This window comes from Nocardia sp. CA-128927, assembly GCF_050955855.1.
Classification (GTDB): Bacteria; Actinomycetota; Actinomycetes; order Mycobacteriales; family Mycobacteriaceae; genus Nocardia.
Map to the genome: position 1 here is coordinate 4,397,878 of NZ_CP192087.1, position 20,260 is coordinate 4,418,137.

Consider the following 20,260-nt stretch of genomic DNA (forward strand, 5'->3'; position numbering starts at 1 on the left):
GAGAGGAAAAGCGATGACTTCGGTACGCAGCACGCGATTCCCCGGCGAGGTCGCCGCGCCGGGCAAGGGCGGCATCGGCGAGAGCCCGCTGCGCCCCGACGGCACTCTGAAGGTGAAGGGCGAGTTCGCCTATGCCTCCGACATGTGGATGGACGGCATGCTGTGGGGCGCCACCCTGCGCAGCCCGCACCCGCGTGCCCGCATCGTCAGCATCGACATCAGCCAGGCGCTCGCGCTGCCCGGCGTGCATGCCGTGCTCACCCACGAGGACGTGCCGGGCCGCAATGTCTTCGGCCTCGACATGTCCTGGGACCAACCGGTTCTCGCGATCGGCGAGGTCCGCCACCACGGCGAGCCGATCGCGCTCGTCGCCGCGGACCATCCGGAGATCGCGCGCCGCGCGGTCGAGGTGATCGCCATCGAGTGGGAGGTGTTGACGCCCATCACCGATCCGCTCGCGGTGGTCGCCGACCCCGAGGCCAACAAGGTGCAGGAGCGCGGCGGCATCGCCAGGCACCAGCCCGTCCGGGTCGGCGATATGGCGGTCGGTCGCGCGCTGTCCGATGTGGTGGTGTCCGGCGAGTACGAGGTCGGCATCCAGGACCAGGCGTTCCTCGGCCCCGAGGCCGGTCTGGTCGCGCCGGGCGAGGACGGCGGGCTCGACTTCTACGTCGCCACCCAGTGGATGCACAACGACCTCAAGCAGATCGGGCCCTGTCTCGGCCTCACCGACGACAAGATCCGGATGACCCTGGCCGGGGTCGGCGGCGCGTTCGGCGGCCGCGAGGACCTGTCGATGCAGATCCACGCGGGCATGCTCGCGCTCTACACCGGCAAGCCGATCAAGATGATGTACAACCGCGAGGAATCGTTCTTCGGGCATGTGCACCGGCATCCGGCGCAGATGCGCTACGAGTACGGTGTTACTCGCGCCGGGAAGATCGTCTTCGCCGAGGTGCAGATCGTGCTCGACGGCGGTGCCTACACCTCCGCGACGCTCAACGTCACCGGCAACGCGTCCTCACTCGCGGTGGGCCCGTACGAGATTCCGCACATCAAGATCGACGCGTACGGCGTGTACACCAACAACCCGCCCTGCGGCGCGATGCGCGGATTCGGTGCGGTGCAAGCGTGTTTCGCGCACGAGTCGATGATGGACAAGGTCGCGGAGGCACTCGAGCTCGACCCGATCCATGTCCGTCAGGTCAACGCGGTCTCGCAGGGCTCGAAGCTGGCGACCGGGCAGATCGTGCACGCCCCGATGCCGATGGCCGAGATGCTCGGCCAGGCCCGCGCCATGCCGCTGCCCGGACCGCTGGATGCCTCCGACATCCGCAACCTGCCCGGCGGCGCCTCGCAAACCACGCACGGCGAGGGCGTCGTGCGCGGCATCGGCTACGGCGTCGGCATCAAGAACATCTGCTTCTCCGAAGGTTTCGACGACCTGTCGACCGCCCGGGTGCGGCTGGAAGTCATCGGTGGCGAACCGGTTGCGCTGGTGCACACCGCCGCGTCCGAAGTCGGCCAGGGACTGGTCACCGTGGAGGCCCAGATCGCGCGCACCGAGCTCGGCATCGAGCGGGTGACCATTCACCCGGCCGACAACCAGGTCGGCGACTCCGGTTCCTCCTCGGCCTCCCGGCAGACCTACATGACCGGCGGCGCGGTGAAGGCCGCGTGCGAGGCGGTGCGGATGCGCGTACTCGCCCTTGCCCAAGGACGTTTCGGCGCCACCCGCGGCCTGCAACTGATCGGCGGCAAGGTGGTCTCCCGCGACGGTGAGGTCTACGCCGCGATCGTCGACCTGCTCGGTGACGAGATCATCGAGGAGACAAGGGAATACCACCACAAGCCGACCACCGGCATGGATCCGGTGACCGGTCAGGGCAACAGCCACACCCAGCTCGCCTTGTGCGTGCACCGGGCCGTGGTGGATGTCGATACCGAACTCGGCCTGGTCAAGGTCGTCGCCCTGGACGCCGTCCAGGATGTCGGAAAGATCATGAACCGCTTGTCGCTGGAGGGCCAGATCCACGGCGGCTCTACGCAGGGTCTCGGCCTCGCGGTCATGGAGGAAATTCAAGTTCGCGACGGAAAGGTGCTCAACCCGTCCTTCACCGATTACCTGATCCCCACGATTCTCGATACGCCGCCACAGCGGCTGGAGATTCTCGAAAACGCCGACCCGCACGCCCCATACGGGCTGCGCGGCGCCGGAGAGCCACCCACACTCTCCTCGACTCCCGCGATCGTCTCGGCCATTCGGGACGCATGCCGATCCGCAGGAGGAACCGTGCACATCAACCGAGTGCCGGTGCGTCCGGAAGACATCATCCGGAGCAGTTGATCAACAGGGGCAGACCGTATCTCGTGTCCAGCGACCGCGGTAGGGACCCCACAACAGCAGAACCGAACCACGCGATCCGGCCGTAACGGCCGGTTCGTAGGTCGGCCATGCCCCGAGGAGGGCACGCCATGACCCAAGTCCAGACCCACTCCTCCGTCCCGGAGCCGGTCACCGGAAGGTCCCCGCTCGACCGATACTTCCGGTTGAGTGCACGCAAGACCACGATCTCCCGCGAAATCCGCGGCGGCATCACCACTTTCGTCGCGATGGCCTACGTTATCCTGCTCGTCCCGCTGATCATCGGCGGGGTCCAGGACATTGACGGCAACAGCTTGAGCATCGCGCAACTCACCACCGCGACCGCGTTCTCGGCCGGGCTCAGCACCATTCTGATGGGCCTCGTCGGCAACGTTCCGCTCGCCCTGGCCGCCGGCCTCGGTGTCGTTCCGGTGGTCGCCTTCCAGGCCGCCCCGCACATGACCTGGCCGCAGACCATGGGCCTGGTGGTGCTGATGGGCGTGATCATCGTGATCCTGGCCGCGACCGGCCTGCGCACGATGATCATCAACGCCATCCCGCTGTCGCTCAAGAACGCCATCGGCGTCGGGATCGGCATGTTCATCGCGATGATCGGCCTGGTGTCCGCGGGGGTGGTCGGCCATGGCTCGCAGACCGGGCCACCGGTCACGCTCGGCGTCGCCGGTCACCTTTCCGGTTGGCCGGTAGTGATTTTCGCCGTCGGACTGCTGCTCATGCTCGCGCTGTTCATCCGCAAGGTGCCCGGCGCCATCCTGATCAGCATCGCCATCGCCACGGTGCTCGCCATCGCGGTCAACTCGCTGGCGAAGATCGATCCGAAGACGTGGGGGCCGGTCGTCCCGGAGACGCCGAAGGGCTTCTTCGCCGCGCCGGACTTCGGGCTGCTGCTGAACATCGACCTCCTCGGCGGATTCGCCAAGGCCGGTGGGCTGGTCGCGGGCGTCGTGCTGTTCACCCTGGTACTGACCGGCTTCTTCGACGCCATGGGCACCGTGTTCGGGGTCTGCGATGAGGCCGGGCTGCTCGACGAGCGCGGCACCATGCCGGGCCTCGGCAAGGTGCTGACCATCGACGGTGTCGCACAGGTCATCGGCGGCGTGAGCGGCGGCGCGGGCAACACCGTGTACGTCGAGTCCGCGACGGGCGTCGGTGAGGGCGCACGTACCGGACTGGCCAGCGTGATGACCGGTGGATTGTTCTGCCTCGCAGTGCTGTTCACCCCGCTCGCGGCCGTGGTGCCGATCCAGGCCGCCGCACCGGCACTCGTGCTGGTCGGCGCGCTGATGATGACCCAGGCCCGCAAGATCGACTGGGCCGACCTGGAAGTCGCCGTACCGGCCTTCCTGACCATCGTGCTGATGCCGTTCACCTACTCGATCACCAACGGCGTCGGCGCAGGCGTCATCGCCTTCGTGGTGATCAAGGCGGCGCGCGGCAAGTTCAGCGAAATCCATTGGCTGATCTGGGTGGTCGGCGTCGTGTTCGCCGGCTACTTCGGCATCACGGCCATCGAACTACTGCTCGGCGGATAGAACGGCGAATCGAAATGCGTGACCTCGCGGCAGAACTCCTGCAATGGCACACGGCGGGCAAGTCCTACGCCGTCGCCACCGTCATCGGCGTCAGCGGCAGCGCGCCGCGGCCACCGGGCGCCGTATTGGCGGTGGACGCCGAAGGCGTTGTCATCGGAAGCATTTCCGGTGGCTGCGTCGAGGGTGCGGTGTACGAGCTCTGCCGCGCGGCGCTGCGCACCGGGCAGCCGGTGCGCGAAACCTTCGGCTACAGCGACGACGACGCGTTCGCCGTCGGATTGACCTGCGGGGGCAAGATCGAGGTGTTCGTCCAGCCGATCACCCCCGCCGAGCACGACACGATCGAAGCCCTGCTCCGATCGGCCGAGCCGGTGGCGCTCGTTCGCGACCTGAACACCGGCGCCGCAATGGCTTTGGGACCGTGGTGGACGCTCGGAGTGACCTTTGATCCCGCGGTGGTTGCGGAAGCCAGGGCCATGCTCGAGGTTGCCGCCACGGGCGTGCGCGTGATCGGTTGTGGCGATCGCGAGGTCACCATCTTTGTGGAATCCTACGTGCCGCCGCCGCGCATGATCGTCTTCGGCGCAATCGATTTCGCCGCCGCCGTGACGCGGATCGGCCGGTTTCTCGGCTACCACGTCACGGTCTGCGACGCCCGCCCCGTCTTCGCCACTCAGGCGCGATTTCCCGACGCCCACGAGGTCGTTGTGGAGTGGCCCGACCGCTATCTGGCCCGCACCACCGTCGATTCCCGGACCGTGCTGTGCGTGCTGACTCATGACGCCAAGTTCGATATCCCCTTGCTGGAGAGAGCATTACGTCTACCCGTTGCCTACGTCGGTGCGATGGGATCGCGCCGCACCCACGACGAGCGGATGGCCAGCCTGCGCGCCGTCGGTCTCTCGGAATCCGAACTGGCCGTGTTGCATTCGCCCATCGGACTCGATCTGGGCGGGCGCACGGCCGAGGAGACCGCCGTCGCCATCGCCGCCGAGATCGTCGCTGTGCGGCGCGGCGGCTCGACGCAGCCACTCACCACCAGTGACGGACCTATCCATCGGGACTTAGTTCCGACCTGGTGAAGCTATTCGGCTGGAGCATCATACAAATGCTACTTCAGAATGATCGATCAGCTTTGGGTTGATCTCATCTATCCCGATAGCCCGTAATCCCTGCATACTTGGTGAAATTCGACACAAAAGGACCCGATTATGCCGTTGATATTCCTGAACGGTTCCGCCATGCGCGGCGGGCCGCTCAACCATCTGTTGAACGGTGCGCCGTTCGCCGGTGAGGCGAAAACCGCGCCGCGGTACCGATTCTTCTCGGTGGGCGACCGCTTTCCCGGCCTCGACCCGTCGCCGGACGGCGGCTACTCGATCACCGGCGAACTGTTCGACGTGCCCCTCGATGTGCTCCGCGAACACCTGCTACCTGCGGAACCGCCCGAGCTGGAGCTCGGCGCGATCGAGCTGGACGACGGCAGGTCGGTGCTGTCGATGGTGCTGCGGCGCCCGCCGACCTCGTACCCGGAGCTGATCGACATCACCCGCGTCGGCAGCTGGAAGAAATACCGCGAAGGAGCTGAGTGAAGCATTACGCAGGGGAGTCCGGTCTCCCGAAATTCGACGTCAATTGCTCTATTCTATTCACCGATCTGCCATTGCTGGAGCGTCCCGCCGCCGCCAAGGCCGCCGGTTTCGAAGCGGTCGAATTCTGGTGGCCGTTCGGCGAAGACCCGACGCCGGGCGATAACGAGATCGACGCATTTGTTCGCGCGATCGACGACGCCGGTGTGCAGTTGGTCGGCCTGAACTTCATCGATCTGATTCCGGTGGGTCGCGGCCTGGTTTCCGTCCCCGGGGAGATCGCCAGGTTCCGCGACAACATCGAGGTGGCCGTCGGGATCGCCGCGCGCACCGGCTGCCGCGCGCTGAACGCCCTCTACGGCAACCGTATTGCGGGCGAAGACCCGGCGAAGCAGGACGAGCTGGCGCTGGAGAATCTGCGGCTGGCCGCCCGAGCGGCCGCCCGGATCGACGCCACGGTGCTCGTGGAAGCACTGAACGCGCATGAGTCGCCGCACTATCCGATCGTCAGCGCCGAGCATGCCGTGCGCGTGATCGAGCAGACCGGCGAGCCGAACGTGCGCTTCCTCTGCGACCTCTACCACCTGGCGCGGATGGACGAGAACCTCATCCAGGTGATCAAGACCTACGCCCAGCACATCGGCCACGTACAGATCGCCGACGATCCGGGCCGCGGACGGCCGGGCACCGGCGAACTCGATTTCGCCACACTCTTCGAAACCCTCAGCGCCGCAGGCTACGACGGCTGGATCGGCCTGGAATACAAAGACCCCGAGCTTGATTGGAAGTGGATCAAATGAGCAAGATCGGTTTTATCGGCCTCGGGATCATGGGCAGCCCGATGGCGGGACACCTGGTCAAGGCCGGACACGAGGTGACCGGTTACGACATCGGGCCCAAGGGGCTGGACAAGCTCAAGGAGGCAGGCGGTTCCGCCGCAGGCAGCGTCGCAGAGGCGGTCCGGGACAAGGACATCGTCATCACGATGTTGCCCCAGGACGAGCAGATCGAACAGGTCTTCCCCGACATCGTCGAGAACACCGTCGCGGGCACCCTCTACATCGACTTCTCCACCATCACCCCGAAGACGGCCAAGTGGACCGCAGAGCAGGGCAAGAAGAACGAGCTCAGGGTGCTCGACGCCCCGGTCAGCGGCGGGGAGAACGGGGCGATCAACGCGGCCCTCTCGATCATGGTCGGCGGCTCGCAGGCCGATTTCGAAGCCGCAACACCGATCTTCGAGACGGTCGGCAAGACCTTCGCGCTGGTCGGCGGCAGCGGCGCGGGCCAGTGCGTGAAGGCCGCCAACCAGCTCGTCGTCGGCGGCACCTATGCCCTGGTCGCCGAGGCGATCCTGCTGATGGAGAACCTGGGCGCGGACGCGGCCAAGGGCCTCGACGTGCTGGCCGGCGGGCTCGCGGGCAGCAAGATCCTCGAGCTCAAGCGCGAGACCATGCTGGCCCGCAACTTCGTGCCCGGCTTCCGGATCGACCTGCACCACAAGGACATGGGCATCATCCTGCAGGCCGCCCGCGAGGCCGAGGTGTCCATCCCGATGGGCGCGCTCACCGCGCAGCTGATCGCGGCGGGCCGGGCCATGGGCTACGGCTCGCTGGACCACTCGGGCCTGCTGCTGGTGGCCGAGGCGCTGTCCGGCCGGGGCGAGGCATGAGAATGCCCGCCGCGACACAGGCCCTCGTGCGCCACGAGGAATGCGGCATCCGGCTGCCCGACGGCTGGGTGCGCAGCGATAAACCTGCCGACAGTGCGGTGCTGCACGCGATGCAATCTTGCGGCACACGCCAGAACAAGGAGCGTTGACCATGGCACGGATGCGTACCGTCGACGCCGCGGTCCTGATTCTCGAAAAAGAGGGCGCGACACAGGCGTTCGGTCTGCCCGGCGCGGCGATCAACCCGTTCTACAGCGCCATGCGCGCACACGGCGGGATAAAGCATGTGCTGGCCCGCCACGTCGAGGCCGCCTCGCACATGGCCGAGGGCTACACCCGCGCCACCGCAGGCAACATCGGCATCTGCATCGGCACCTCCGGTCCGGCGGGCACCGACATGATCACCGGGTTGTATTCGGCCAGCGCGGATTCCATCCCGATCCTGTGCATCACCGGTCAAGCACCCGTGGCCAAGTTGCACAAGGAAGACTTCCAGGCCGTCGACATCGCCTCGATCGCAGCACCTGTCGCCAAGTGGGCGGTGACCGTACTCGAGCCCGCGCAGGTCCCAGGCACCTTCCAGAAGGCGTTCCGGTTGATGCGCGAGGGTCGTCCGGGCCCGGTGCTGATCGATCTGCCGATCGATGTGCAACTCGCCGAAATCGAGTTCGACATCGCGACATACGAGCCCCTAGAAGTGCATCGGCCCGCGGCTACCCGCGCACAGGCCGAGAAGGCCATCGCCATGCTCAACGCGGCCGAGCGTCCGCTGCTGGTCGCCGGTGGCGGCATCGTGAATGCCGACGCGGCTGCGCTGCTCGTCGAATTCGCTGAGCTGACCGGTGTTCCCGTGGTGCCGACCCTGATGGGCTGGGGCACGATCCCCGACGATCACGAACTGCACGCGGGCATGGTCGGCCTGCAGACCTCGCACCGCTACGGCAACGCCACCATGCTCGAAGCCGATTTCGTGCTCGGCATCGGCAACCGGTGGGCCAACCGGCACACCGGCGGCGTCGAAACCTACACCAAGGACCGCACTTTCGTGCACGTCGACATCGAGCCGACCCAGATCGGCCGTGTCTTCGCTCCCGACTTCGGCATCACCTCCGACGCCGGTGCCGCGCTGAAGGTGTTCGTCGAGGTGGCCCGTGAGCTCGCGGCGAAGGGCGAACTCCGCGACCGATCGGATTGGGCCGGGCAGGTGCGCGCCCGAAAGCAACTCGGCCAGCGCAAGACCCACTTCGACAACGTCCCGATCAAGCCGCAGCGGGTCTACGAGGAGATGAACAAGGCGTTCGGACCCGACATCCGCTACGTCAGCACCATCGGCCTCTCCCAGATCCAAGCGTCGCAGCTGCTGCACGTCTACAGGCCGCGGCATTGGATCAACGCAGGACAAGCCGGACCACTGGGCTGGACCCTGCCCGCGGCACTGGGCGTGGCGACGGCCGTCCCGGACGCCACCGTCGTCGCCTTGTCCGGCGACTACGACTTCCAGTTCCTCATCGAGGAATTGGCCGTCGGCGCTCAGTTCAACATCCCCTACATCCACGTCCTCGTGAACAACTCCTACCTGGGCCTGATCCGTCAGGCGCAGCGGAACTTCTCGATGGACTACTACGTGCAGCTCGACTTCGACAACATCAACAGCCCCGAGGTCGGCGGTTACGGCGTGGACCACGTCAAGGTCGCGGAGGGACTGGGCTGCAAGGCGATCCGCGTCTTCCAACCCGAATACATCGGCCAGGCCTTGGAAGACGCCAAGAAGCTGATGGCCGAACACCGCGTGCCCGTGGTCGTGGAGTGCATCCTCGAACGCGTCACCAACGTGTCCATGGGCTTGGAGATCGACAACATCGTCGAATTCGAGGAGCTGGCGCTGTCCGCCGCGGACGCGCCCACCGCCACCGTCGCCATCGAACCGGAACCGGAACCGGTCGGAGGCGGCAGGTGAGCGGGCCGGACGCTCCGCTCTCGAGAGATGTGCGCGGCGGGTGGCGCGAAGGACATTGCGTCGTCGCCCCCGACAAGTTCAAGGGGTCGCTGACCGCGCCCCAGGTCGCCGCGCACATCGCGACCGGACTCCGCCGGGTACGCCCGGACATCCCCGTGGTCACCATGCCGGTGGCGGACGGGGGCGACGGCACGGTCGACGCCGTCGTGGAGTCGGGCTTCGTCCGCTTCCAGACGAGTGTCGCCGGTCCGCTGGGGTTACCGGTGGCCGCCTCGTTCGCGATGAGGGGCGAAGCGGCCGTGATCGAGCTGGCGGAAGCGTCCGGCCTGCGTCGGCTGCCGGTGCGGCCGACCTTCCAAACCGCTATGACCGCAAGCAGTTACGGCACCGGCCAGCTGATTCGCGCGGCCGCGAAACGCGGTGCCCGCAACGTGGTGCTCGGCCTGGGCGGCAGCGCGTGCACGGACGGGGGAGTGGGCATGATGTCCGCGCTCGGCGTCCGGTTCCTCGACGAGCACGGTCGCGAGTTGCCGCGCGGCGGTGCGGCGTTGACCCGGCTGGCGCACATCGATGCCAGCGACATGCTGCAGGTGCCGGTGATCGTGGCTTCCGACGTGGACAACCCGCTGCTCGGACCACGCGGCGCCGCACAGGTTTACGGCCCGCAGAAGGGCGCGCGCCCCGGCGATATCGACGAATTGGAATGGGGCCTGGCACGTTTGGCCTCGATCGTCGAACGCGACCTCGGTGCCGACGTCGCGGACCGGCCCGGCGCCGGTGCCGCGGGCGGGGTCGGCTACGCCGCGCTAGCCTTCCTCGGCGCGACCGTCCGGCCGGGCATCGAGCTCATCCTCGAGCTGATGTCCTTCACCGAGCAGGTCGAGGGGGCGCGGCTGGTGATCACCGGCGAGGGCTCCCTCGACGCGCAGACTCTGCACGGCAAGGCGCCGGTCGGGGTCGCGCGGGCCGCGGCGGGCGCCGCCGTGCCGGTCGTCGCGGTGGCCGGGCAGCGCTCGCTCACCGACGAGCAGCTGCGCCGCGCGCACATCGAGCAGGCGTACGCGCTGACCGACCTCGAACCCGACCCCGAGGTCTGTATGGCGCAGGCAGGACCCCTGTTGGAACGGCTCGCCGGTGAGATCGCCGGCGCCTGGCTGGGAGCGAGTGCTCATGCATGATCTGGTTATCCGGTCCCGGCGGGTCGCCCTGCCGGAGGGAATCCGCGCGGCCTCGATTGCCGTGCAGGACGGGAAGATTGCCGCGCTGGCCGATTACGACGCGGTGCTGCCCGCGGCGGCGACCACCGACCTGGCCGACCTCGTCGTGCTGCCCGGCCTGGTGGATTCGCACGTGCACGTCAACGAGCCGGGGCGCACCGAGTGGGAGGGTTTCGCCACGGCAACCAAGGCGGCCGCGGCGGGCGGGGTGACGACGATCGTCGACATGCCGCTCAACTCGCTGCCGCCGACGGTGACGGTGACGTACCTGGAGACGAAACAGTCTGTCGCGGATGGGCAATGCCACGTGGACGTCGCCTTCTGGGGTGGTGCGATTCCCGGCAGCCTCGCCTCGTTGCGCCCGCTGCACGAGGCGGGTGTGGTCGGCTTCAAATGCTTCCTGTCACCGTCCGGGGTGGACGAATTCCCGCCGCTCGGGCTCGGTGAGGTGGAGCAGGTGATGCGCGAGCTCGCCGATTTCGACGGGCTGCTCGTCGTGCACGCCGAAGATCCGGTGCGCCTGCACGATCCGGTGGACGGGTCGTATCGCGCGTTCCTGGATTCGCGCCCGGGGGAGTCGGAAAGGGCTGCGGTCCAAGAGGTTATCGCGCTCGCCGAGCTGACCGGCGTGCGCGCGCACATCCTGCACGTCTCGGCGGCCGCCTGCCTGGAGCCGCTCGCGGCGGCGCAGGCGCGTGGCGTGCGGATCACCGCGGAGACCTGCCCGCACTATCTGACCCTCTCGGCCGCCGAGGCGTCGTCCACGGCGTTCAAGTGCTGCCCGCCGATCCGCGACGCGGGCAACCAGGACGCGCTGTGGCAGGGCCTGGCCGACGGCGTGCTGTCGTGCGTGGTCTCCGACCATTCGCCGTGCACGCCGGACCTGAAAGAGGGCGATTTCGCGACCGCGTGGGGCGGCATCTCGTCCCTGCAGATCGGCCTGCCCGCGGTGTGGACCGCCGCCGCCGAGCGCGGGTTCCGGCTGACCGATGTCGTCAAGTGGATGGCCACCGCGCCTGCCGAGCTGGCGGGTCTGGCGCACAAGGGCCGGATCGCGGTCGGCTGCGATGCCGATCTGGTCGCCTTCGACCCGTGGGCGCCGATCACCGTCGATCCCGGCGCGCTGGCGCACAAGAACCCGATCACTCCCTACGGCGGCCGCGAACTGCGCGGCCTCGTCCACGCCACCTGGCTCCGCGGCCGCGTCGTCGGTAACGGCCACCCGCCCGCAGGCAGCCTCATCTCCTTGCACCACAACCGGATAGGGAACAATGTCTGACTTCACCAGCCTGCCCGACCTGGCGCTGCGCACCAACCGCGCCGGCGTGATCGCCGCCAGCGACGAGTCGTTCGAGGAACGCGAAAACCTCATCAACCCTTGGCAACCCCGCTTCGCCGAGCACACCTTCGGCCCCAAGGGCCAGGAGTACGACGGCTGGGAGACCCGCCGCCACCGCGGCCCCGGCCACGACTGGGCCATCATCCGGCTCGGCATGCCCGGCGTGATCCGCGGCGTCGTCATCGACACCGCCTGGTTCAAGGGCAACTACCCGCCGTTCACCTCGATCGAGGCCTGCCGCGCGCCCGGCTATCCGGCACCGTCCCAACTGGATTCGGCCGAGTGGGTCGAGATCGTGCCGCGCAGTGCGCTCGGCGGCGACGCGACGCATGAGCTCCCGGTTTCCGACGACCGCATCTTCACCCACGTCCGCCTGAACATCTACCCGGACGGCGGCGTCGCTCGTCTTCGCGTGCACGGCGAGGTAGTGCCGGACCCGACCCTGCTCACCGGCCTCACCGTAGATCTCGCCGCCCTGGCGAACGGTGCCCGAACTGTGGCCTGCTCCAACATGTTCTACTCGGCGCCCGACAACATGCTCTCGCCCGGCTTGGCCCGCAATCAGGCCGAGGGGTGGGAAACGGCGCGCCGTCGCGACAGCGGAAACGACTGGGCCGTCATCGAACTCGCGGCGCAAGGTGTCCCCGCCCTGATCGAACTCGACACCACCAACTTGCTGTTCAACGCCCCCGGCGAAACTCGCATCCTTGCCATCGATCACCAAGGCCCGGAACCACTTCCGCCCACCGATGACGCCGCGTGGTTCGAGTTGTTGCCCAGGACAACGCTGCAACCCGACACTCCTCATCGGTTCCGGCTCACCCCCTCCGATCGTCCAGCCACGCACGTCCGCGTCGACATCTACCCGGACGGCGGCATCGCCCGCCTGCGTGTGCTCGGCTCACTCACCGCCGACGCCGAACGAGAACTGAACTCACGCTGGCTCGCGACCAAGAGCTGAATCGCCACCGGCGGTAGGGTCGCTCGTTTCGGCGAGCGCGTCGAACACCATGGCCGTCAACACCTTTGCCGCTGCCCCGAGTTCCCGGTCTCGGGGCACGGCCAGGGACATGCGCCACGTCAGCCCGCTGCCGGTGACGGCGAGGGAGCGGACCGTCGGGTCCGCACGGGCGAAGGCCTCCGGCAGGATCGCGATGCCGAGTCCCTGGCGCACGTAGTCGGTGACGACCCGGCCATCGCCGAGTTCGATGGAGACATTCCGGGTCAGGTCCGCCGCGGCGAACGCGCGGTCGACCACCGCCCGGCTGCCGTAACCCTGCGGCAGGTCCACGAACGTCTCGCCCTCCAGCTCTTCTAGGCGCACCGAGCGCCTACCTGCCAGCGGATGGGCGGCCGGGACCAGCAGGCGCATCGGGAAGGACCGCAGTTCGGTCAGCCGGAGTTTGCGGCCGAAGGAGCCGGGCTCGGACAGGATCGCCAGATCCAGCTCCCCGGCGACCACGGCGGCGGCGAGTTCCTGGGAGCCGCCCGCGCGGTGGCTCAACCGCAGCCGTACCTCGGGGTGTTCGGTGTGCATCCGGCCGAGCACGGTGGGCAGATCGAACCAGGGCACCGAGGACATCAGTCCCAACCGGACTTCACCGCCGACCGTCCCGCGGACAGCGTCGACCGCATCGACCGTCTCGCGCACGCTGTCCAGGATCGCCCTTGCCCGGGGCAGTAGGACGATCCCGGCTTCGGCCAGTGCCACCTCGCGAGAGGTGCGTCGGAGGACCTCGGTGCGCAGTTCCCGCTCCAGCGCCTTGATGGTTGCGGAGACCGCCGACTGAACCACGTGCAATCGGGCCGCCGCCCTGGTGAAACTGCGTTCCTCGGCGACGGCGACGAAGTACTCGAGATGCCTGAGCTCCATCGGTCAACTATCTCATTTGGTGATAGTTGATAGAAGAATGAATCGTTGGACGTGCACGTTCGCAGGCTCGACCATGGATTCGGCGGGGCCAGGCAGGTCGCCGCGATTCCCCGGGAAAGAGTGCATGCGATGACGACTGTGTCCCTTGACCACCAGGAGAATTCCGAGGTGTCGGCCGGGCAACCGGACTCTGGCACGCACAACATCGGTTTCTGGCTGGTGACCGCGGCGTTCTGCGGTGCCATGGCGTTCTCGATGGTGCCGACGCCGCTGTATCCGCTCTATGCCAGGCAACTCGGTCTGTCGTCGTTGATGATCACCATCATCTTCGCCGTCTACGGCGCGGGCGTGATCTTCAGCCTGTGCACCGTCGGGCACGTGTCGGACTGGATCGGCAGGCGGCGGGTGCTCACCCTCGCGATCTCCGTGGAGGTGCTGGCCGCGGTGGTGTTCATCCTGCCGCCGCAGCTGCCGCTGCTGATCGCCGGGCGGCTGATCAGCGGATTGGGCGTCGGCGCGATCACGGCGACCGCGACCGCGTATCTGCACGAGCTGCACACGCTCGCCCGGCCACGCGACGGCGTGAAACGCTTCGAAATCGCCTCGCCCGCAGCCAATATCGGCGGACTCGGGGTCGGCGCGCTGGTCGCGGGCGTGCTCACCGAGTGGGCGCCGTGGCCGCTGCGGACCTCGTACGTGGTTTTCGCGGTGTTCCTGGTCCTGGTGATCGCGGCGCTGATCCGGTTCGTGCCGGAAACCGTGTCTGTGCCGCCGTCGCGGCGACCGGCGTATCGCCCGCAGCGGGTGTCCGTCGTGGGATCAAAGCTCGGCTGGGTCGTCGCCGCGGGCAGTATCTTCGCGGCGTTCGCGGCCTTCGGTCTGTTCGCTTCGTTGAGCCCGGTTTTCCTCGCCGGGACGCTGGGCCAGACCTCGCCGCTGCTGGCGGGTGGGGTGGTGTTCTTGGTGTTCGGTAGCGCGCCGGTCGCGCAGCACGCGGCCATGGCATTACCGGTGTTGCCTCGTCTCGTCACGGGGCTGATCGGTGCCGTCGTCGGGTTGGGTCTCTTGGTCGCCGCCATGCTGGCGGGCAATCTGGCGCTGTTCTTGGCGGCCGGTGTGGTGAGCGGTGCGGGTGCCGGAGTCCTGATCCAGTCCGCCGTCGCGCGCACCGTGCGGGCCGCCGCCGCGGCGAACCGGGGCGAGGCAGTCGCCGGACTGTTCGTCATCGGCAACGCCGGTCTGATCCTGCCGGTGATCGGCATGGGCGTCGCGACGCAATTCGTCGACACCCGAGTCGCGATGACCGGTTTCGCAGGCGTGCTCATCGCCCTGCTGGTCTGTGTCGGCGTCGGCACCCGCGGAATGCGCGGTGCCGCATGACGACAGGACTGCCTGGCGGCACCTATCGCGTGGCCGACATCGATCTCAACCGGATGGGTTACGGCGCAAGGCAACTCGTCGGACCCGGCGCATTCGGGCCACCGAGAGGTCGCGACGGCTCGACCTCGACGCGCTCGACCTCGTCAACCTGCGCTTCGACGAAGAAGCAGGCCGGTCTCGGCCGCCGAATCACCGGCGCGGCGCGGTAGCGCCTGTGGCACAGCCCGATTCAGCCGTACAGCTCGACGAACTTGTCCAGCGAACGCTGGATGTCGCCCTTCACCGCCCGCGCGACACCGGCGCCGATAGGCCCGAACAGCGGCCTGCCGCCGAGCTCGATATCGACGGTCACCTCTGAGCCAGTGCCCTTCGGCGCTACCAACAACTCGAGACCGAGCTTGGTGCCACCCTTGCCCGCACCGGTCAGCAGCAGCCGACGCGGCGCCTCGGCGGCCTTCACCGTCCACGTCACCCGGTTCCGCAAACCCTTCACCGAGGCGACACCGACCAATTCGGTCCCGACCGTCAGTTCCTTCGGTACCTCGCTGCGCCACGCCTCGTGCATTGTCAGCCACTTGTCCAGTTCGGCCAGATTGGACGTGTGCGACCACGCGTCCTCGGGCGAGATCGGCACATCGACGGAGACCTTCAGCTTTGCCATGGCGGCATAGTATCCGGTACCCGCGGTTCGCCGTAGTTGGTGCCGAAATGCGAAGGTCCGCCCCTTCAGTTGGGCTTCATGATCGGTGCGCACCCATTCGACCAGGTGTTGTCGAGCGACATGTGAGCAACCTTCATCCGCGTGTCGTCTCGGCGGGTCCCGGAGACACCCGCCGAGAACAAACTGGACGTTCCAGCAAACTTCTGGTCGCGATAGCGCCGAATACCCTGTTCTCCCACCTGCTTCGGATAGGCGCGGTTGACAGCATGCGCGGGATATGCGGCACCGCCGATAGATCGGATGATGTGTCCTCTATCGGCGCGCCGGAAACACCGCTGGTCACCGCGTGGCAAGCGATCGTGATCACCAGTGGCGCAGCATTATTGCGCATCTCGCGGCACCCGTCATCTCTTGTCTGCAAACGCAATCATGTGAGTGGATCTGAAGAGAACTGGTTGCATAGCTGCTAATGTCGGAACGTCGGGTTCTGGTAACTGTTCGGACACAATCTGTTGTTCGGCAGGTAGCCGGTCCTCCGACGTGGACCAGATCCGACCAGGGTGTGCTGGTCGGCGTCGCGAGGAAGGCGAGACGAAGCACATGACGGAGAGTCGATTCCTCGGCGCCAATCGACGACGAAAGAACTGATGAACCAAGATATCGCCGTGGTGCTTTCATGGATCCTCGCCGCTGCTCTCGTGGTAGTGGCAGCGGTCGCGTTATACGCAGTGCAATACGCGCGACAGCAGCGAGCCAGGGCCGAAGCACTCAGCAGAGAGCAACGAGCCGCGGAGGAAGCCGTCGAGCGCTTCGCGACCACCACGATGCCCGCGGTAGCCGAGGCGATCAGACGCTTCGACAGCCAGGCGCCGACGGTCGAAGTGCCACCGGGGCTGGAGAATTCGCGCACCGCGCAGGTATTACGGTGGATCGCCGAGCGATACGCCGACGACCTGAGCCTGCTGCGGTCCGAGACCAGGGACCAGACCAACCACGAGGCGCAGCAGGCGATGAAGTCCGCCGAGGACAAGGTGCGCACCGAGGTGTCGACCGCGTCCCGGCAGGCGACCAGCGCGGCCGTGCGCTCGTTCGGCACGTCGGTGGTCAGTCTCGGCGCCGACGTCAGCCAGGTGGTCAGCTCCGCACTGCGTGAGCACCGCAAGGACGAGGTGTACGAAACCCTCACCCGGATCGACCACACCGTGCAGCAGATGATCCGGCAGGCGCAGTCCTACGTGATCGTCTGTGGCGGCCTGCCCGGTCGGCGCTGGCCCGCCCAGTCGCTCACCGACGTCATCGGTGGCGCGACCGGCCGCGTCCGCGACTACCTGCGGGTGCGCCCCGGCCAGCTGGACCGGGTGGTCATCAGCCGGGCCGTCGAGCCACTGGTGCACACCTTGGCGACGCTGCTCGACAACGCGTTGCGCTATTCTCCGCCAACGTCTTTCGTGGATGTCAGCTTCCAGGAGGGACACCACGGCGTCACCGTCATCATCGACGACGCGGGCGTGCGGATGAATGCCGAGCAGATGGAAGAGACCAGGCAGGTGCTCGCGCACGAGCGCTCGGTCGACATCCACCAGCTCGGCCCCGCGCCGAAGGTCGGCTTCCCTGGCATCGCCGCGCTGGCCCGTCGCTACGGCTTCACCGTCTACATCGACGGCCCGAACGTCTACGGCGGCATGCGCGCGATGGTCTACATCCCCGAAGCTTTGCTGACGGCCGAGCAACCGGCCATGCAGGATGTCGTGCCGGCCCGCGAGGTCGAGATCCTCGCCGAACCCGTCCCCGCGTCGGTCACCACGACCGCGTCGCACCGGGCCCCGGAGATCGAAGAGCCCAGTGAGAGTGAGCCATTCGCCGTGCACGAGATCACCAGCGGCGGCTTACCGAAGCGTCGCCGCAGGACGGTCGCGCTGGCTCCGGTCGGGCCGCGCACCGAACCCGGCCTCGCCCGGCCCGACGTCGCCGCGGCCTGGCACACCGGCTCGCAGAGCGGCCGCGCCGCCGCCACCGAACAGTCCGATCACTCCGATCACACGGAAGGGATGACATCCTGATGGCCACACCCGTGACCGACAGCAGCAACAAGCTGGGCTGGCTACTCGAAGACCTCAGCGTCCCGGGCGTCAGATTCTCGGTGCTCCTGTCCGAAGACGGCTTACGGATCGCGCATTCCGCGGGAATCGAACGCGACCAGGCGGAGCGTTTCTCCGCCGCCGCGTCGGGCCTGCGCTCGCTCGGCAAGGCACTCGGGGAGTTCTGCGGCGAGGGCGACAACGGTGTGCGGCAGAACATGACCGAATACGACCAGGGCATGATCCTGATCACCGCCGCCGGCGACGGCGCGCTGCTCGGTGTGGCGACCACCCCCGAGATCGACGTCGCACTCATCGCGCATCGGATGAACGAACTCGCCAGCCGGGTCGGGCACGAGCTGGGCAGCCAGCCGCGCAGGCGCGTTGATGGTGGCGAATTGCCATGACACCACGGGCCCGGCGTGATCCCGATTTGGTTCGGGCGTATGTGCGCACCGGGGGACGCACCCGTCCCACTCGCGAGTTGGACCTGGTCACCTTGGTCCGCGCCGCCAAGGACCCATCACCGGGTGCCGCACCCGATGCACGCCGGGTCATCAATCTCTGTAGCCGCCGAGGCACGTTGTCGATCGCCGAGATCGCCGCGTACCTCGATCTGCCACCGTCCGTTGTCAAGATCGTCGCGGCCGATCTGATGGACAACGGCCACCTGGTCACACCTACACCGGCGGAAAACCTGCCGGAGATCGCTCTGCTCGAGGAGGTACTTAATGGGCTCCGTGCTCTCGCCGTCTGATCGTCCAGTCGACTATGTGCCGGAGACCGTTACTCGTTCCGTAAAACTGTTAGTGGCAGGCAATTTCGGCGTCGGTAAGACGACCTTCGTGAGCAGCGTTTCGGAGATCAAGCCGTTGCGCACCGAGGAGACGATCACCGAGGCCAGCGTCGGCGTCGACGACATGGCAGGCCTGCCCGGCAAATCGCAGACGACCGTGGCGATGGACTTCGGTCGCATCACGCTGAACCCGCAGCTGGCGCTGTACCTGTTCGGTACGCCCGGCCAGCAGCGGTTCGTCCCGCTGTGGGAAGAGCTGGCCCGCGGCGCGCTCGGCGCGCTGGTGCTGGTCGACACCCGGCGCATCGAGAAGTCCGACGAGGTGCTCTCGGTGCTCGAGGAGCGCGGTGTGCCGTATTCGGTGGCGGTCAACCAATTCGAAGGCTTCAAAGACTTTCCGCTGGGCGAGGTTCGGGACGCCTTGGATCTAGCGCCCGACACACCGCTCACTTCCTTAGACGCGCGTGACCGGGGCACGTGCTTGCGATCCCTGATCACGCTTGTTGAATTCCTGTTCCATCGTCAGGAGTCACGACTTTGACAACGCCCTCGCGTTCCTGCCCGGTCCAGCACGGATCACCGATCGACAGCGACGGCCCACGGGTGTCGCTGTACTCGGCGGAATACGCCGCCGACCCGCACCTCGCCTACCGCGAGATGCGCCGCCAATACGGCTCGCTGGTGCCGGTGAACCTCTCGCCGGACGTGCCCGCCACGCTGGTGATCGGGTACCACACCGCGCTGCGAATCCTCAACGACCCCGACCACTTTCCGGCCGACCCACGCACCTGGCAGAAGGATGTACCGGGTGAGTGCCCGATCCTGCCGATGCTGGAGTGGCGGCCGAACGCGCTGCGCAGCGCGGGGCTCGATCACAGCAAGTACCGGCAGGCCAACGTGGCCGCCATCGCCGAGGTCGACCTGCACAGCCTGCATTCCACCGTCGAGCGGATCGCGATCCCGCTGATCAACGCGTTCTGCCAGGACGGCGCCGCGGACCTGATCAGCCAGTACGCCTTTCCGCTCACCTTCGCGGTGCTCAACGCCACGCTCGGCTGCACGCCGGAGATCGGCCAGCAGGTCGCGACCGGCATGGCCGCGATCTTCGAGGGCGTGAACGCCGACAAGGGCAACGCGATGCTCACCGACGCGCTGTTCGATCTGGTGAACTCCAAGCGCAAAGAGCCCGGCGACGACATCACCTCGCGGCTGCTCGCGCATCCCGCCAAGCTCGACGACGTGGAGATGATCCACCAGCTCGTCACGCTGTACGGCGCGGGCATCGAGCCGCAGCAGAACCTGATCGTCAACACGCTGCTGCTGATGCTCACCGACGAGCGGTTCGCGGGAAACGTTCTCGGCGGCAGTCTTTCGACCCGCGACGCGCTCGACGAGGTGCTGTTCACCGACCCGCCGATGGCGAACTACTGCGTGTCCTACCCGCGGCAGCCGATCCTGATCGACGGCGTCTGGCTGCCCGCGCACCAGCCGGTGGTGATCAGCATGGCCGGCTGCAACAACGATCCGACCATCAGTGTCGGTGAGTACGTGGACAATAGATCGCATCTGGCGTGGAGCGTCGGGCCGCACGCCTGCCCCGCAAGGTCGATGGCCTACCTGATCGTGCAGGACGCCATCGATCAGCTCCTCGATGCGTTGCCCGAGTTGGATCTTGCTGTCGCCGCCCGTGAATTGTCTTGGCGGCCAGGTCCTTTCCACCGAGCGCTGGTCTCCCTCCCGGTAGTCTTCCCTAAGTCACCACCGTTGAACGTGTTTTAAG

Annotated in this window: 20 protein-coding genes; 18 read left to right on the forward strand and 2 right to left on the reverse strand. The window is 67.3% G+C overall.

Going from position 1 to position 20,260, the window contains the following annotated elements; all coding sequences use genetic code 11:
- Positions 1–13: 13 nt before the first annotated feature.
- From ACQPW1_RS20755 to alc, 11 genes are all read left to right on the forward strand, one after another.
- Positions 14–2,347, forward strand: a complete 2,334-nt coding sequence (locus ACQPW1_RS20755) for a xanthine dehydrogenase family protein molybdopterin-binding subunit (RefSeq protein WP_433664345.1) — start codon at positions 14–16, stop codon at positions 2,345–2,347.
- Positions 2,348–2,475: 128 nt separating this feature from the next.
- Entirely contained in the window at positions 2,476–3,918 is a 1,443-nt protein-coding gene (locus ACQPW1_RS20760) for an NCS2 family permease (RefSeq protein ID WP_433664346.1), read from the forward strand.
- 14 nt (positions 3,919–3,932) lie between these two features.
- Positions 3,933–5,000, forward strand: coding sequence for an XdhC family protein (locus ACQPW1_RS20765; protein ID WP_433664348.1), 1,068 nt, complete (start codon positions 3,933–3,935; stop codon positions 4,998–5,000).
- A gap of 129 nt (positions 5,001–5,129) precedes the next feature.
- Positions 5,130–5,510: an allophanate hydrolase-related protein gene (locus ACQPW1_RS20770; protein WP_433664349.1), complete on the forward strand. Its 381-nt coding sequence runs from the start codon at positions 5,130–5,132 to the stop codon at positions 5,508–5,510.
- Complete coding sequence (locus ACQPW1_RS20775) at positions 5,507–6,307, forward strand: hydroxypyruvate isomerase family protein (RefSeq protein WP_433664350.1); 801 nt, start codon at positions 5,507–5,509, stop codon at positions 6,305–6,307. The genes ACQPW1_RS20770 and ACQPW1_RS20775 overlap by 4 nt, the downstream gene beginning before the upstream one ends.
- Positions 6,304–7,179: an NAD(P)-dependent oxidoreductase gene (locus tag ACQPW1_RS20780; protein ID WP_433664351.1), complete on the forward strand. Its 876-nt coding sequence runs from the start codon at positions 6,304–6,306 to the stop codon at positions 7,177–7,179. The genes ACQPW1_RS20775 and ACQPW1_RS20780 overlap by 4 nt, the downstream gene beginning before the upstream one ends.
- Before the next feature lie 2 nt (positions 7,180–7,181).
- A complete protein-coding gene (locus tag ACQPW1_RS20785; protein WP_433664352.1) occupies positions 7,182–7,328 on the forward strand; it encodes a hypothetical protein in 147 nt (48 codons plus the stop codon).
- A gap of 2 nt (positions 7,329–7,330) precedes the next feature.
- Complete coding sequence (gene gcl / locus ACQPW1_RS20790) at positions 7,331–9,136, forward strand: glyoxylate carboligase (RefSeq protein ID WP_433664353.1); 1,806 nt, start codon at positions 7,331–7,333, stop codon at positions 9,134–9,136.
- Positions 9,133–10,314, forward strand: a complete 1,182-nt coding sequence (locus ACQPW1_RS20795; RefSeq protein ID WP_433664354.1) for a glycerate kinase — start codon at positions 9,133–9,135, stop codon at positions 10,312–10,314. The genes gcl and ACQPW1_RS20795 overlap by 4 nt, the downstream gene beginning before the upstream one ends.
- Positions 10,307–11,632, forward strand: a complete 1,326-nt coding sequence (allB, locus tag ACQPW1_RS20800; protein WP_433664355.1) for an allantoinase AllB — start codon at positions 10,307–10,309, stop codon at positions 11,630–11,632. Before ACQPW1_RS20795 ends, allB begins: the two co-directional genes overlap by 8 nt.
- A complete protein-coding gene (gene alc, locus ACQPW1_RS20805; protein WP_433664356.1) occupies positions 11,625–12,653 on the forward strand; it encodes an allantoicase in 1,029 nt (342 codons plus the stop codon). The genes allB and alc overlap by 8 nt, the downstream gene beginning before the upstream one ends.
- Here the strand turns inward: alc and ACQPW1_RS20810 are convergent.
- A complete protein-coding gene (locus tag ACQPW1_RS20810) occupies positions 12,627–13,565 on the reverse strand; it encodes a LysR family transcriptional regulator (RefSeq protein ID WP_433664357.1) in 939 nt (312 codons plus the stop codon). The two genes, alc and ACQPW1_RS20810, sit on opposite strands and share 27 nt — an antisense overlap.
- Positions 13,566–13,694: 129 nt before the next feature.
- On the opposite strand from ACQPW1_RS20810, the gene ACQPW1_RS20815 reads away from it, so the two are divergent.
- Positions 13,695–14,945, forward strand: coding sequence for an MFS transporter (locus tag ACQPW1_RS20815; protein ID WP_433664358.1), 1,251 nt, complete (start codon positions 13,695–13,697; stop codon positions 14,943–14,945).
- On the forward strand, positions 14,942–15,154 hold the full coding sequence (locus ACQPW1_RS20820; protein WP_433664359.1) for a hypothetical protein: 213 nt from the start codon (positions 14,942–14,944) through the stop codon (positions 15,152–15,154). Before ACQPW1_RS20815 ends, ACQPW1_RS20820 begins: the two co-directional genes overlap by 4 nt.
- A 20-nt stretch (positions 15,155–15,174) precedes the next feature.
- Here the strand turns inward: ACQPW1_RS20820 and ACQPW1_RS20825 are convergent, their stop codons facing one another.
- Positions 15,175–15,606, reverse strand: coding sequence for a type II toxin-antitoxin system Rv0910 family toxin (locus tag ACQPW1_RS20825; RefSeq protein WP_433664360.1), 432 nt, complete (start codon positions 15,604–15,606; stop codon positions 15,175–15,177).
- A gap of 647 nt (positions 15,607–16,253) precedes the next feature.
- Here ACQPW1_RS20825 and ACQPW1_RS20830 point away from each other — a divergent pair.
- The 5 genes from ACQPW1_RS20830 to ACQPW1_RS20850 are packed head-to-tail and all read left to right on the forward strand — an operon-like array spanning position 16,254 to position 20,259.
- A complete protein-coding gene (locus tag ACQPW1_RS20830; RefSeq protein ID WP_433664361.1) occupies positions 16,254–17,666 on the forward strand; it encodes a sensor histidine kinase in 1,413 nt (470 codons plus the stop codon).
- On the forward strand, positions 17,666–18,091 hold the full coding sequence (locus ACQPW1_RS20835; RefSeq protein ID WP_433664362.1) for a roadblock/LC7 domain-containing protein: 426 nt from the start codon (positions 17,666–17,668) through the stop codon (positions 18,089–18,091). The genes ACQPW1_RS20830 and ACQPW1_RS20835 overlap by 1 nt, the downstream gene beginning before the upstream one ends.
- Positions 18,088–18,441 (forward strand): DUF742 domain-containing protein, encoded by a 354-nt coding sequence (locus tag ACQPW1_RS20840; RefSeq protein ID WP_433664363.1) that lies wholly within the window; start codon positions 18,088–18,090, stop codon positions 18,439–18,441. Before ACQPW1_RS20835 ends, ACQPW1_RS20840 begins: the two co-directional genes overlap by 4 nt.
- A complete protein-coding gene (locus ACQPW1_RS20845) occupies positions 18,416–19,021 on the forward strand; it encodes a GTP-binding protein (protein ID WP_433664364.1) in 606 nt (201 codons plus the stop codon). Before ACQPW1_RS20840 ends, ACQPW1_RS20845 begins: the two co-directional genes overlap by 26 nt.
- A complete protein-coding gene (locus tag ACQPW1_RS20850) occupies positions 19,018–20,259 on the forward strand; it encodes a cytochrome P450 (protein WP_433664365.1) in 1,242 nt (413 codons plus the stop codon). The genes ACQPW1_RS20845 and ACQPW1_RS20850 overlap by 4 nt, the downstream gene beginning before the upstream one ends.
- Position 20,260: the final 1 nt, after the last annotated feature.

Bases quoted from the DNA above. Each gene is read 5' to 3' on its own strand.
- allB (WP_433664355.1), top strand. From the start codon at position 10,307: ATGCATGATCTGGTTATCCGGTCCCGGCGGGTCGCCCTGCCGGAGGGA.
- ACQPW1_RS20825 (WP_433664360.1), bottom strand. From the start codon at position 15,606: ATGGCAAAGCTGAAGGTCTCCGTCGATGTGCCGATCTCGCCCGAGGAC.
- ACQPW1_RS20835 (WP_433664362.1), top strand. From the start codon at position 17,666: ATGGCCACACCCGTGACCGACAGCAGCAACAAGCTGGGCTGGCTACTC.
- ACQPW1_RS20815 (WP_433664358.1), top strand. From the start codon at position 13,695: ATGACGACTGTGTCCCTTGACCACCAGGAGAATTCCGAGGTGTCGGCC.
- ACQPW1_RS20755 (WP_433664345.1), top strand. From the start codon at position 14: ATGACTTCGGTACGCAGCACGCGATTCCCCGGCGAGGTCGCCGCGCCG.
- ACQPW1_RS20810 (WP_433664357.1), bottom strand. From the start codon at position 13,565: ATGGAGCTCAGGCATCTCGAGTACTTCGTCGCCGTCGCCGAGGAACGC.
- alc (WP_433664356.1), top strand. From the start codon at position 11,625: ATGTCTGACTTCACCAGCCTGCCCGACCTGGCGCTGCGCACCAACCGC.
- gcl (WP_433664353.1), top strand. From the start codon at position 7,331: ATGGCACGGATGCGTACCGTCGACGCCGCGGTCCTGATTCTCGAAAAA.
- ACQPW1_RS20840 (WP_433664363.1), top strand. From the start codon at position 18,088: ATGACACCACGGGCCCGGCGTGATCCCGATTTGGTTCGGGCGTATGTG.
- ACQPW1_RS20830 (WP_433664361.1), top strand. From the start codon at position 16,254: ATGAACCAAGATATCGCCGTGGTGCTTTCATGGATCCTCGCCGCTGCT.
- ACQPW1_RS20760 (WP_433664346.1), top strand. From the start codon at position 2,476: ATGACCCAAGTCCAGACCCACTCCTCCGTCCCGGAGCCGGTCACCGGA.
- ACQPW1_RS20780 (WP_433664351.1), top strand. From the start codon at position 6,304: ATGAGCAAGATCGGTTTTATCGGCCTCGGGATCATGGGCAGCCCGATG.
- ACQPW1_RS20785 (WP_433664352.1), top strand. From the start codon at position 7,182: ATGCCCGCCGCGACACAGGCCCTCGTGCGCCACGAGGAATGCGGCATC.
- ACQPW1_RS20820 (WP_433664359.1), top strand. From the start codon at position 14,942: ATGACGACAGGACTGCCTGGCGGCACCTATCGCGTGGCCGACATCGAT.
- ACQPW1_RS20765 (WP_433664348.1), top strand. From the start codon at position 3,933: ATGCGTGACCTCGCGGCAGAACTCCTGCAATGGCACACGGCGGGCAAG.
- ACQPW1_RS20770 (WP_433664349.1), top strand. From the start codon at position 5,130: ATGCCGTTGATATTCCTGAACGGTTCCGCCATGCGCGGCGGGCCGCTC.
- ACQPW1_RS20845 (WP_433664364.1), top strand. From the start codon at position 18,416: ATGGGCTCCGTGCTCTCGCCGTCTGATCGTCCAGTCGACTATGTGCCG.